Consider the following 12,499-nt stretch of genomic DNA (forward strand, 5'->3'; position numbering starts at 1 on the left):
CTTCCTGTGACATCCGTCTCGCCCTCCCTTCGCATCGATGCGTTTATCCTTCATGGCGCTCATCCACCTTTCTCAGCCGGAGCAGCCGTTCCGGCCGCTTCGTCGTCATGCTGTCCACCTTCATCTCCATCAAGCTCCGCATCGCATCGGCCTCATCGACCGTGTAAACCGAGACGATTAGCCCGAGCGCATGCGCGCAAGCGACGAGGCCGGGACTGCACCGTTCAAAGGGGACATTGACGCCCCGATAGCCTTCCCGCTTGGCCCGCTCGCAGAAGGAACGGATGAATGCCTCTTCGGCAGCCGCATTCGCAGCCCCAGATGCAGCACCAGTCGCATTCGCAGCCCCAGGCGCAGCACCCGTCGCATTCGCAGCCGCATCGGCGCTCTCCGGCACATTCAGCAGCAGCGACATCCCCTCCGTATCGATCTCGATCCCTTCCGTACAGCCCGTAACGAAAACGAGCTGTTCCGCATGGAGCTCCTTAACGAGCCGCAAGGTCGGATTGACGCTCTCCGCGTTTTTGATATCGAGGTTCAGCATCAGGCCGCGGCGCTTCGCCTCTTCGAGCACATCGGCCAGCAGCACCAGCCCGTGCTCGCGGTGGGGCGGCCCGAGTCTCGCTCTGGCCGGCATCCGGTTCAACTCTCTCGCGTCATACAACTCCAGCAGGCGCGAATGATCATGGAGCAGCACGGGCTCATCCTTGCAGGTGACTCGGATATCCACCTCGGCGACATCCGCTCCCGTGGCCGCCGCTTCCATGAATGACGCCCACGTATTGGCAGGCGCTTCGCCACAGCCGGTATGGGCGGTGACGAGCAGGCGTTTTCCTCTCATCGGCATATGACTCCTCTCTCATCTGCGGCGCGAACCGGCGGGCGGCCGATTCGCGCCGGATGCGGTGACGACTTCAACGCTTGCTGCAGGTTCCTTTTGATTCCTTCTGATGTTGTGATATGTACACTATAAGGAGTGAATGTTTTCGTGAGATGAACGGGATATTAACGTTTTTTGAAGCCCGATCTTCTCCGGTACCCAGGAAGCCAGGACGATGAAGGCGAGGTTGGGTACGCGAAACGGGAGGTGCGTGTGGTTTGTTGTGGTATTTTTCCAGCGCCAGCGCAAAAAAGAACCGGACTCACGTCCGGTTCTTCAACACAAATACATCTCTATATATTCTTCCATCGTTTCCCGGCCAAAACGTCCGCAGCTCCGGTCATCCACTCCACTAAAGCTGCAGTATCTCCCGCCACTCTAGTCATCTGCTCCGCCAATACTGCAAGAATGCAGCAATTTCATGGAGACGAGGATGCGAAAATAGGATTGCTGCAAAAATACACTAATTACCCTACGGCAAGGCATAAATAGCATTCAAAATGGCCAAATAATGTAATTTTACAGGATTTTATCTAAATTTAACCTTTTGAGGGTAAAAATACTGCGCCTGTGCAGCATTTTCATGCAGGGACCAGCTTGCTTCATGCGCGGACCAACTTGCCCTAACCTAACCTGTTCTGCCTTCCCCGGCCCCGCCCATCCTAAGAAAATAACTATCGACGGGACTTGTCGACAGTCGGAAAGAACCGGACTCACGTCCGGTTCTTCGTCTCCCTGCCGCCATTCGCCACGATCCACGTAATGGCTTTGATCTCCAGCTCCTGCGTCCATGATGCCGGATGCTCCTGATCGCAGACAATCACATCGATTTGCTCGAGCGGCGCGATATGGCAGAAGGCCTGAATGCCGATCTTGCTGTAGTCGGCCAGCACGATGACCTCCTTCGCGTTCGCGGTCACCGTCCGGGAGATGACGGAATCATTCATGTCATAGTCGCTGATTCCGGTCATCACCGACATCCCGCCTACGGAGATGAAGGCTTTGTCGACATAGAAATTGCGCAGCATCTCTTGGCATAGATGCCCGCTCACCGACTGCTGCTCGGGCGAGATCTCCCCGCCGAGAATGATGACCCTGCCGCTGAACAAGCCCTGCGTCAGCGACTCGCGGAGCAGACTCGCCACCGCCAATGAATTGGTGATGACCGTCACCCGCTTCTTGCCCTTCACGGCCCGGGCCAGCTCGTGAATCGTCGTGCCCGTATCCATATAGACGGTATTCCCGTCCTGAATCAGCTCGGCGGCGCGGCGGCCAATCGCCTGCTTCGCTTCATGGTTGAGGACCTGCCGCTGCTTGTACGGAGGCTCGCCCTCCTCATACTGCACCTTGACCGCCCCGCCGTACACGCGGCGCAGCCGTCCCTCCTCCTCCAGCACCGCCAGATCGCGGCGGATCGTCTCGTTCGAGACATGCAGCCGTTCGGCGAGCGAGACGACGCGCACCTTCCCGACCGCATCAAGCTGCTCGATAATATACCCTTTGCGTTCTTCCGCCAAAAGCGACATCGGCATCGCCCCTCCCCTTTTTCCTGTAAAATCGCCTTACTCATTCCATCCCCTAGTCCCGCGGCGCGAAGCGCTCTTCGAATGACAGCGGAATGCAGAAGCATTCATGCGGCCCCGTCAGCAAGCGGTAATCCGGATAAGCCAGGTTATCCGCTCCGTTCAGGCTGGCCAAGCTATCCACCCATGGAGAAAAGGTACGAAACGTGATCCGGCCCGCCTCCTCATCGAATTCCGCCAGCCTAAGCCAGCCATTGCCGCCGCGGTAGCTGTCCTGATAGTTGATCAGCAGTTGGATGACTTCCTGCCCCTTCGCATTATGCCGAATCCGATGCGCCGTACCGTCATAATGCCCGTTCACCGTCATAAAGACTTGGGGACACGGCCAGACCAGCTCCTTCCAGATGAGCGTTCCGTTCTCCGAATCCCGGGCCATTCGGCGCCCGCCTTCATCCCGTTCCGCATACAGGATATCATGCGAGACGAGAACGGTCGGCAGCGTCCGATGCAGCTCCAGCATCTCCTTGCACCAAGCCATATCCTGCCGCAGTTGCTTCATATCCGCCATCAGCCAACCGTAATGGTAGCTCCCCGCTGCGATGACGGCGTACGAGCTGTACCCGGAAGGCGAGCAGCCCCGGACATAAGGCTTCGGGAGGAAGCGCTCCGGCCCGAAATGCCGCAAATAGGTCCCGGCCGCATCATAATCATGATTGCCCGCGGTCATCATGTACGGAACATTCGCGTTATCGAGAATGGCGACCGCCCGCGACGCCCGCTCCCATTCCTCCTCCGCTTCGCTATGGTCGACGACATCCCCCAGCAGAGCCGTCATGGCGATCCGGTCCCGGGCCTGGTGCTTGGCCAGCCACTCGGTCTGCGCCTCGAACATCTCGGGATTCAGATAGACCAGCTTCTGCGGATCGGGGACGAAAGCGAACTGATAGTTCTCCGCCCGTTCAAGTAAAGGAAAGGGAGCATTGGTGCCTTCCAACACCCGCTTCGGCTCGATCTCCATTAACCAAGCCGCCCGGTCCAGCGGCTCGCCCGCAATGCGGATCTCCCGTATCGTTCCGGAGAACAGCTTGTCGAGACGCCCTCCCCATTCGGATGCGCCGACATTCCAGCCCTTACCCTCGATGGCGGCGATGCCGGTAATGTTCCGCGCCGGACTGTTAAAGTCGCAAATGCCGTTCACGTACAGCAGCGTCCGATCCGAATCGTTGACGATAACGACATGATGCCACTCCTCTTCCTTCAAATAACGCGACCAGCATGTCGCCGGCATATCCCGGCTCCAAGAATGGCTGACCCATTGATACTCCATGCAGTTCGAGACGGATAGAGTGGCGAGCAGTTCATTTTCCCCTTGTCTGCCGAGATCGGCTTCGCGCCCCTGCCGGGTGAGCACTCCCATCCAGCTATGCTTCTCTTCCCGGAACGGATGAGGAAGATGGACAATGGCCTCGATCGTATAGCCCTGCTCGAAGCGTTCCCGGTTAATCGGCGCGTCCGCCGCCGTCCGGAAATAACAGCCGGAGAGGGCATCATCGTTCCGGAAGACGAGGCCGCCGTCCGCCCACGACAGCGGCAGGCTTGGCTGTGCCTCCGGCTCCTGCGGCGCGGCGTCCGGCCCCGGCTTCACCGCGACGGACTCCAGCCGGTTCCCGCGGCCGCTCAGGTCAGCCAGCACAAGCGCGCCCGCTTCAATCGAGCCGGATACGACCTGTCCGGGCTCGAATCGCCAATGCGCCAGCACGGGGACGGGCCGGCGCTGTTCCGCCAACGGCGTCACGCGTTCGCGCTGCATCGCAAGCCTCCCGCTGCAGCCGCTTCCTCGTTGCCCTGCAGCTTTTCCAGGAACCACGCCCCGGCTTCCAGCCATGAATCCACCCGCACGAACCCCTGCTCCCCCGCATTGTGCGAAGCGGAAAAAAGAATCCCTTGCCCCTGGAAGCGCCGGAGCTGATTCGCATTATCGTCGATCATATAATCGGCGCGAACGATGCTCTTGTCCCCGCAGAAGACGAAGTTCATATCGGACAAAAAGCCAAAATGCTCCTGCAGCCACTCGTACTTGCCCCGGAACGAGGCCGGAACCTCCATCGCCGCGGTGGTGATGAAAATCTCATAATGGCGGCTGAGCTCGCGGATCACCTCCTGGCTATGTTCCATCACCTTCAACTGACGAAAGAAATCCTCGCGCCCGAAGTAGCTGTCAATCTCCCGCTTTCGCTCGGGCCTGACCTGCGCCAATGTCCTTCCCTGCAGCTCGGCGGCCGTAACCGCGTCGCCATAATCCCGGTTGTACCATTCCCGGTGCGTGCCGGCCGTATCGGCCATCACCTCATCCATATCGATTGCAATGCGCTCCATCGCGATTCCTCCTCTGTAAAGACTTACCGTATGCAACCAAGCAACAATACAGGCAAAACGCAATCAAACAAACCGGATACCACAATCATAGACGGGTAATGTTTTCCTCAGTTCAATCCATTGTAAAGGTATTGTAAAAAGTATCATTTTTCCAACAACTTGTTCATTCATATTGATGCACCGCGATTCAAATCCATTCATCGGGTATGCAGATCATGCATCCGCTGCCCCTCTTTTAAATGAAAAGCGAACCGGCTTTATGCATTTATGCATAAAAAATCTGCATAAAAGCAACCCACCCCCGTGGCGAAATGCTTAATTTTTAAGCTTTTTCCATGAAAAACGCCGGATCCCGCCCGCAACTTCCTTCCGAAGCTCCCGTAATATATAGAGCTTAAGCCTGATTGTTCCATTACATCCTGAATCCTCCTTCATAAAATTGTGAACGCTTACATTCCCAAGAGAGGAGTCTGCTTATGGACCGTAATCTGATTGCATTGCTGCGCGTTCCCTACGGCAATGGAGGCGCGCGGCCGGGAGCGGATCAAGGACCGGATGCGCTGCTGGAGGCCGGGCTTGTCCGGCATTTGTCGCAGTTGGGCTTGCAGACGGCCGATGAGGGCGCCGTCCTGCCTCCCGCCGCGGCTGCCGGAAGCACGCAAGCGTCCGGTACGAAGCTGAAGCATCTGGAGGAAATCGCCGCTCTCAATAGCGAGCTGGCCGACCGCGTTGCCGATATCGCCTCCGGCGGCCGGTTTCCGCTCATACTCGGCGGCGATCACAGCATCGCCATCGGCACGATCGCAGGACTAACGAGGCATTACCGCAATCTTGGCGTCCTCTGGTTCGACGCCCACGGCGATCTGAATACCGAGGACACGAGCCCGAGCGGCAATATTCACGGCATGTCGCTGGCCGTCAATCTTGGACAGGGCCACCCGCTGCTGATGCAGATCAGGCGGCAGTCGTCCCGCATCGATCCGGCGAAGGTCGTCATTATCGGGGCGAGATCGCTGGATGAGGGCGAGCGGGCGTACATCCGCCAAGCCGGCATTACCTGCTTCACGATGCATGATATCGACCGCAAGGGCATGCCTTATGTGATGGAGCAGGCCTTGCGCATCCTCGGCGACGGAACCGACGGCGTCCATCTCAGCTTCGACATCGACAGCCTCGATCCCGCCGAGGCTCCGGGCACAGGGACGCCGATTCCGGGCGGAGTCAGTTACCGCGAAGCGCATCTTGCGCTCGAAATGATGTATGAATCCGGCCTGATCACGTCCGCCGAATTCGTGGAGGTCAGCCCGCCGCTGGACAGCCAAAAGCGCACGGTCCGCTTGGCCATCGGCCTGATCGGCTCGCTGCTGGGCGAACGGATTTTGTAATGACCGCACTTTGAAAAAAGGAGGAGACAAGAGTGAATCAATCGATGCGAATTATCGACCAGACGGAGCAATACGGGGCACGGAACTATCATCCGCTGCCGATCGTCATCTCGAAGGCCGAGGGCGTCTGGGTCGAGGATCCGGAGGGGCGCCGCTATATGGATATGCTGAGCGCCTACTCCGCCCTGAACCATGGCCACCGTCACCCGGCCATTATCCAGGCGCTCAAGGACCAGGCCGAAAAAGTGACGCTCACCTCAAGAGCGTTCCATAACGATCAGCTCGGCCCCTTCTACGAGCGCCTCTCCAACCTGACGCGCAAGGCGATGATTTTGCCGATGAATACGGGAGCCGAGGCGGTGGAGACGGCCATCAAGGCGGTGCGCCGCTGGGGCTACGAGCGAAAGGGCATCCCGGACAATCAGGCCGAGATCATCGTCTGCGACGGCAACTTCCACGGCCGGACGGTCACGATCACGTCCTTCTCGTCGGAAGAGGAATACAAGGCAGGCTTCGGCCCGTTCACGCCCGGGTTCAAGCTCATCCCGTACGGCGATATCGGCGCGCTCGAGCGGGCGATCACCCCGCATACGGCCGCCTTTCTGGTGGAGCCGATTCAGGGCGAAGCCGGCATCATCGTACCGGAGCCGGGCTTCCTGAAGGCGGCCCGCGCGTTGTGCAGCCGGCACAACGTCCTGTTCGTCGCCGACGAGATCCAGACCGGGCTCGGCCGCACCGGCAAAATGTTCGCCTGCGACTGGGAAGAGGTCGTGCCCGATATGTACATCCTCGGCAAGGCGCTGGGCGGCGGCGTCATTCCGGTATCCGCCGTCGCGGCCGATGCCGAGGTACTCGGCACGTTCACGCCCGGGTCGCACGGCTCCACCTTCGGCGGCAACCCGCTCGGCTGCGCCGTCGCCAACGCCGCGCTGGAGACGCTCGTCCGCGAGCGGCTGGCCGACCGGGCGCGGGAGCTTGGCGAATACTTCATGGCCGGACTCGCCAAGCTCCAATCGCCGCGCATCAAGGAACTGCGCGGCCGCGGCCTGCTGATCGGGCTCGAGCTGACGGAGCCCGCCCGCCCTTACTGCGAGCAGCTCCAGAAGGTCGGCCTGCTTGCCAAGGAAACCCACGACCATACGATCCGCTTCGCCCCGCCGCTCGTCATAACGAAGGAAGAGCTGGACTGGGCGCTGGATCGGATTCGGGAAGTGCTGCCGGCGTAAATCCGGTTCAAGCCAGGCAGCGGGCCGCTGGGCCGCTCGAACGATCATCGCCCGAGACCGGGCACAAAAGAAAAGGCACAGGATGCATGTTCTTGCACCTGTGCCTCTTTATTAGCACTTTAGTCCTGCTTCGTTAAAATAAGCGGGCCGTCGGCCGTAATCGCGAGCGTATGCTCATACTGCGCGGACAAGCCGCCATCCTTCGTTCTTGCCGTCCAGCCGTCCGGATCGCGCTTGCTCTGCCAGACCCCGGTATTCAGCATCGGCTCGATCGTGATCACCATGCCTTCCTTCAGGCGCATGCCCTTGCCGGCAGGCCCGTAATGGAGCACCTGCGGCTCCTCGTGCATATCCTGCCCGATCCCGTGGCCGACGAATTCACGCACGACCGAGAAGCCTTCGGCCTCGGCCAGCGTCTGAATCGCATGCGCGATATCGCCGAGGCGGTTGCCGATGACCGCTTGCTCGATGCCCTTGTACAGCGACTCTTCCGTCGTCTTCAGCAGATGGGCGGCCTCGTCCGAGATATTGCCCACCGCGTAGGACCAGGCGGAATCGGCCAGCCAGCCGTTCAGATTCACGACCATATCAATGGTGACGATATCCCCGTCCTTCAGCTCGGTCTCGCTCGGAAAGCCGTGGCAGATGACATCGTTGACGGAAGCGCATGTCGCGTAAGGATAGCCCATATAGCCTTTTTGCTCCGGTGTCGCGTGATGCTCCTTCAAAAAGCGCTCGACAAAGCGATCGATCTCCATCGTCGTGATGCCCGGACGGATCATTTTCGCGATCTCCTTGTGGCAGGCCGCCAATATTTTGCCCGCTTCGTGCATTTTGGCAATTTGTTCTTTCGTCTTGATAATAATCATAGTCCACACCTCTTGGTTAACCGCCGGGTCAGATTCGGAACGTTCCTTCGCTCCGTCCGGCGCTTGGAAATGGTTGCGAGGTTCAAGTTCAATGCGATATCCCGGTAAAAACAAAAAAAGCCTTGTATGCCAAGACTTCGCTCATTCGTCATGAATATTATGGTGCGGTAGAGAGGACTCGAACCTCCACGGGCGTACGCCCACTACCCCCTCAAGATAGCGTGTCTGCCATTCCACCACTACCGCACGTATGTTGGGAACGATGCTTCCGCATTGCAACCGCAAAAAGAAAACTGGTGAGCCATGAAGGACTCGAACCTTCGACACCCTGATTAAAAGTCAGGTGCTCTACCAACTGAGCTAATGGCTCGTGCTGACTGAACATTGCTGTCCGCCATATCATCCATAAGAAAAGATGGTGACCCGTACGGGATTCGAACCCGTGTTACCGCCGTGAAAGGGCGGTGTCTTAACCGCTTGACCAACGGGCCATGACTTCAAAAACTTCATCACCTCGCGGCGACAATTAAGAGTATAACAAACGACATGGCCGTTGACAAGCTTTTTTTTCGGTATTTTTTCAATGTGCTTTTCAGGGCCCTTTTCCGGGCGGATTCATGCAGGACGGTCCATCCGCAGCGCCAGTCTCCATTAATCCGAAAAAATCCAAAAATTCGGAATTGCCCCGGACAAAGAGCAGACTCATCAGGCTGACGATAGTCGAAGTCGCAGGTGTGTCCTCATTTTGTGGAAAATATACAGAAATGTCTTTCAAATAGTGAACACTTTTCTGTGAAGGAGATAGGTTCTTTTTCGACATTCACCCCGCTAGATATAGAACAAACAACCCAATGTACACCCTATATATAGATTTTCCTCCTTAAGCGAAGCATATCCCTTCTTGTCCGCCTTCGTATGGACATTTTCGAAATTTGTCCGCCGAAAGAGTACAATCTTCGCGACAGTTCCCACCAACCGCATCATGAATCTCATCTCCTGCCCAGCTCCTCCGGCGCGGGATTCCGCAACGCAGTTTAACTCGACGCAGCTTAACACAACTCAACCTGACGCACCCAACTTAACACAACGCAACTCAATTTGCTGCAACTCACCTACCGCACTGAAAACTTAACCCAACTCAATTTAATGCAACTCAACCTAATGCACTGAAAACTTAACACAACTCAATTTGCTGCAACTCACCTAACGCACTGATAACTTAACATCGCTCAACTTTAATGCAACGCAGCTTAAACACAAGGTCACCTTTTGGAAACAAATACCGCAGTCAGCAGCACGATTCTCAGAGGATATAGGACAAGAATAGTGTCGCCGTTCCGAAATAAACCGTAAGCGAGAAGATATCGTTCAGCGTCGTAATGAGCGGGCCGGACGCCACCGCCGGGTCGGCATTCAAGCGGTACAGAATAAGCGGGATGACGGTCCCTGCCATCGTGCCGATAATGACGGTCAGGAACAGGGAGCTGCCGACGACCAGCCCGAGCGGAAGGCTGGACTGCCAGAAGCCCGCGACGAGGGCGACCGCGAGGCCGCAGACGGTGCCGATGATGAGCCCGACGACCAGTTCGCGTCCGAGCAGCCGGCTGACGGAGCCCTTGTCCAGCTTCTCCGACGCCAGGCCGCGGATGACGACCGCCAGCGATTGCGTGCCCGTGTTCCCCGTCATGCCGGCGATCATCGGCATGAAGAAGGTCAAGGCGACGACCTGCTGCAGCGTCTCTTCGAAGCGGCTGATGATGCTGCCCGACACCAGGCCGAGGAACAGCAGCATAATCAGCCAGGGCAGACGCCGCCGCGCCGCCGTGAACGGATTCGTGCGGAAATCGATCGTCTTGTCCGTAGCCGAGTATTTATTGAAATCCTCATGCGCCTCTTCCCGCAGGACGTCGATGACGTCATCGACCGTCACGATCCCGATCAGCCGGTTATTGTCGTCCACGACCGGCATCGAGAGGAAGTCATACTGCTCGAACAAACGGGCGACTTCTTCTTGATCCGTGTCGGCCGTAACCGAGATGACCTTCTCGTTCATCAAAGCTTGAATCGTCTCCGTCTCCTGGGCCAGGACCAACTCGCGGTACGAGAGCGTGCCAACCAGACGCTTTTCTTCATTTACGACATAAAAATAATGCACATGCTTCGTCAATTCGGCGAAAGCTTTCACCTTCTCGACGGCTTCACGCACCGTATAACGCTCATAGAACCAGACATAGCGGTTCGTCATCAGACCGCCGGCCGTCTCCGGCTCGTAGGTCAAGAGCTGACGTACCGTATCACTCTCTTCCCGCTTCATCAGGGATAGCAGGAATTCCTTCGCTTCCACGCTGACGGCCGCCATCGTGTCGGCCAAGTCGTCGTTATCCATGCGGTTCAATACTTCCGCAGCCCGCTCGCGCCCGAGCATCTGAAATGACTCCAGTTGCAGCGCCGGATCCAGCTCGCGCATGATGCCCGTAAGCTGATCGACGTCGAGCACCTCCAGCAAGCGGGTGCGGTGCGTCATCTTCGCGTCCCGGTAGACGAGAGCGAGGTCATACGGATGCCAGTACCGGAAGGCATGCCGAATCGATTCGTTGTCTCCCTCCAGAATCTGAACCGCCTCCGCCACGATATCTTCCGGCTCTCTGCCTCCGCTGCCCGCATCGTTCGAGTCATTGGTTTGTTGTCTGCCCACTCCGCCACCTCCTTCATGATGTTCCGCAGGACTTCTCCCTATGCTGTCCATGCGCCGCGATAAGGCCAATCGCTTCATCATATGATTAACACATTCCATCGGTACCGACACTTCGTGCGGCTTGCGAACTTTACCTATTAAATCTTTCATATTATATGAAAAAAAGCAAGGATTAACCGCATTCCATCGCTGCGGCCGATCCTTGCCCTTCTTGCTTCCTATTCCAACCCGCTTATGCCTTATTCCCCGGCCGCATAGGCGGCCAAGCTCCGAATATGCGGGACTGCCGCTTCCTCCGTCACGCGGATCCGGATGCGGGCCGTCCGCGTCGGCTCGATGCGGTCGATCTTTTTGTGGCCGATGGCGCTGCCCGCTGCGACCGGCTTCCACTCGCCGCCGACCTCTGCCTCGATCGTGTAGGCGCGCACCCGTTCCCCGTAGGCGATATCCTCCATCGTCACGATATGATCGATGAGGGCTTCTCCATCCAGCGCCAGTTCAAGCCCGTACCCTGTGCCGGAAGGGGAGCCCAGCGGCTGTCCGAACCGGCGGCGGATCTCCGCTCCGAATTCGAGCACGCGCTTGGCGTCGGGTTCCGGCAGCAGGCCGCGGTTGTCCGGAGAGACATTCAACAGCAGCGTCGTGCCATGTCCGACCGATCGGTAGTACAAGTCCATTAAATGATCGAGGGAGTGCAGGCTGTGCTCATCGTTCGGATGCCAGAACCAATGCCGCTTCCGGATCGGCACGTCGCATTCCGCGGGCACCCATCCCGGCGTCTCTTCCATCCATGTATTCATATCGCTCGTGAACATGCTGACCCGGGCGCTTTCGGCTGTATTCCAGCACGGATACGGGGCGACGCCGTCCTCATTCCCGACCCAGCGGATCGTCGGAGCGCCCATATTGAAGATCATCGCGTCCGGCTGATGCCGCTTCACGAGGCCGATAATGCGCTTCCAATCGTATTCGCGCCCTTCGGAGCCCGCCCCGTCGAACCAGACCTCGACGAGAGGCCCGTATCCGGTCAGCAGCTCGGTCAGCTGCCCCGCATAGAAATCGTCATAGGCCGCCGGATCGGCATAGCATGGCGCGTTCCGATCCCACGGCGACACGTATAGGCCGAACTTCATCCCTTCCTCCCGGCAGGCGTCCGCGACCTCGCGCACGACATCGCCCTGCCCGTTCCTCCACGGGCTTGACCGGACCGAGTAATCCGTCGTCTTGGTCGGCCACAGACAGAATCCGTCATGATGCTTCGCCGTCAGAATGACATACTTGAAGCCGGCTTCCTTCGCGGTCCGGATCCACTGCCGCGCATCCAGCTCCGCCGGGTTGAACAATTCCGGGGAGTCCGTCCCGTCTCCCCATTCCTGATCGCAATACGTATTGATGCCGAAGTGAAAAAACATGCCCAGTTCCAAGTCCTGCCACGCCATTTGCTGCGGCGTGGGCACCGCCAGCCTTTGACTCATCCGGCAGCCGCTCCTCTCTAACGTTAGATTGGTCGTTCGCCGCTCTCCAGGCGACGAGAAGGCTGCCGTC

At 58.2% G+C, this 12,499-nt stretch carries 9 protein-coding genes and 3 tRNA genes; 2 read left to right on the forward strand and 10 right to left on the reverse strand.

Annotation, left to right across the window (positions count from 1 at the left end; all coding sequences use genetic code 11):
* Positions 1–43: 43 nt before the first annotated feature.
* The 4 genes from ABD76_RS13595 to ABD76_RS13610 all read right to left on the reverse strand — a co-directional run bounded on the left by ABD76_RS13595 (position 44) and on the right by ABD76_RS13610 (position 4,779).
* A complete protein-coding gene (locus tag ABD76_RS13595) occupies positions 44–841 on the reverse strand; it encodes a glycerophosphodiester phosphodiesterase (protein WP_197257659.1) in 798 nt (265 codons plus the stop codon).
* A gap of 752 nt (positions 842–1,593) precedes the next feature.
* Positions 1,594–2,406, reverse strand: a complete 813-nt coding sequence (locus ABD76_RS13600) for a DeoR/GlpR family DNA-binding transcription regulator (RefSeq protein WP_197257661.1) — start codon at positions 2,404–2,406, stop codon at positions 1,594–1,596.
* A 52-nt stretch (positions 2,407–2,458) separates the two neighbouring features.
* The gene (locus ABD76_RS13605; protein ID WP_197257663.1) at positions 2,459–4,213 is read right to left on the reverse strand and encodes a LamG-like jellyroll fold domain-containing protein; all 1,755 of its coding nucleotides are present in this window, start codon (positions 4,211–4,213) and stop codon (positions 2,459–2,461) included.
* Positions 4,195–4,779, reverse strand: a complete 585-nt coding sequence (locus ABD76_RS13610; protein WP_197257665.1) for a 5' nucleotidase, NT5C type — start codon at positions 4,777–4,779, stop codon at positions 4,195–4,197. Before ABD76_RS13610 ends, ABD76_RS13605 begins: the two co-directional genes overlap by 19 nt.
* Before the next feature lie 476 nt (positions 4,780–5,255).
* On the opposite strand from ABD76_RS13610, the gene rocF reads away from it, so the two are divergent.
* Both rocF and ABD76_RS13620 read left to right on the forward strand, forming a co-directional pair.
* Positions 5,256–6,164, forward strand: a complete 909-nt coding sequence (gene rocF, locus ABD76_RS13615; RefSeq protein WP_197257667.1) for an arginase — start codon at positions 5,256–5,258, stop codon at positions 6,162–6,164.
* A 44-nt stretch (positions 6,165–6,208) separates the two neighbouring features.
* Positions 6,209–7,390 (forward strand): ornithine--oxo-acid transaminase, encoded by a 1,182-nt coding sequence (locus ABD76_RS13620; protein ID WP_206765652.1) that lies wholly within the window; start codon positions 6,209–6,211, stop codon positions 7,388–7,390.
* Positions 7,391–7,509: 119 nt separating this feature from the next.
* On the opposite strand, the gene map is transcribed toward ABD76_RS13620, so the two are convergent.
* The 6 genes from map to ABD76_RS13650 all read right to left on the reverse strand — a co-directional run bounded on the left by map (position 7,510) and on the right by ABD76_RS13650 (position 12,429).
* Positions 7,510–8,259 carry a type I methionyl aminopeptidase gene (gene map, locus ABD76_RS13625; RefSeq protein WP_168178237.1) on the reverse strand — a complete coding sequence of 250 codons (750 nt, stop codon included), beginning with the start codon at positions 8,257–8,259 and terminating at the stop codon, positions 7,510–7,512.
* A 160-nt stretch (positions 8,260–8,419) separates the two neighbouring features.
* Positions 8,420–8,505 (reverse strand) — tRNA-Leu (locus ABD76_RS13630).
* A gap of 48 nt (positions 8,506–8,553) precedes the next feature.
* Positions 8,554–8,629 (reverse strand) — tRNA-Lys (locus ABD76_RS13635).
* A gap of 46 nt (positions 8,630–8,675) precedes the next feature.
* Positions 8,676–8,750 (reverse strand) — tRNA-Glu (locus tag ABD76_RS13640).
* 812 nt (positions 8,751–9,562) lie between these two features.
* Positions 9,563–10,954 (reverse strand): magnesium transporter, encoded by a 1,392-nt coding sequence (gene mgtE, locus ABD76_RS13645; protein ID WP_197257671.1) that lies wholly within the window; start codon positions 10,952–10,954, stop codon positions 9,563–9,565.
* Between the two features lie 239 nt (positions 10,955–11,193).
* Entirely contained in the window at positions 11,194–12,429 is a 1,236-nt protein-coding gene (locus tag ABD76_RS13650) for an alpha-L-fucosidase (protein ID WP_197257673.1), read from the reverse strand.
* Positions 12,430–12,499: the final 70 nt, after the last annotated feature.

Origin of the sequence: Paenibacillus dendritiformis, assembly GCF_015845845.1 — a bacterium.
In the GTDB taxonomy this organism is placed as follows: Bacteria; Bacillota; Bacilli; order Paenibacillales; family Paenibacillaceae; genus Paenibacillus_B; species Paenibacillus_B dendritiformis_C.

What these genes read in the sequence shown, in the direction of transcription:
- rocF (WP_197257667.1), top strand. Translation starts at nt 5,256, where the DNA reads ATGGACCGTAATCTGATTGCATTGCTGCGCGTTCCCTACGGCAATGGA.
- map (WP_168178237.1), bottom strand. Translation starts at nt 8,259, where the DNA reads ATGATTATTATCAAGACGAAAGAACAAATTGCCAAAATGCACGAAGCG.
- ABD76_RS13650 (WP_197257673.1), bottom strand. Translation starts at nt 12,429, where the DNA reads ATGAGTCAAAGGCTGGCGGTGCCCACGCCGCAGCAAATGGCGTGGCAG.
- ABD76_RS13610 (WP_197257665.1), bottom strand. Translation starts at nt 4,779, where the DNA reads ATGGAGCGCATTGCAATCGATATGGATGAGGTGATGGCCGATACGGCC.
- ABD76_RS13620 (WP_206765652.1), top strand. Translation starts at nt 6,209, where the DNA reads ATGCGAATTATCGACCAGACGGAGCAATACGGGGCACGGAACTATCAT.
- ABD76_RS13605 (WP_197257663.1), bottom strand. Translation starts at nt 4,213, where the DNA reads ATGCAGCGCGAACGCGTGACGCCGTTGGCGGAACAGCGCCGGCCCGTC.
- ABD76_RS13595 (WP_197257659.1), bottom strand. Translation starts at nt 841, where the DNA reads ATGAGAGGAAAACGCCTGCTCGTCACCGCCCATACCGGCTGTGGCGAA.
- ABD76_RS13600 (WP_197257661.1), bottom strand. Translation starts at nt 2,406, where the DNA reads ATGTCGCTTTTGGCGGAAGAACGCAAAGGGTATATTATCGAGCAGCTT.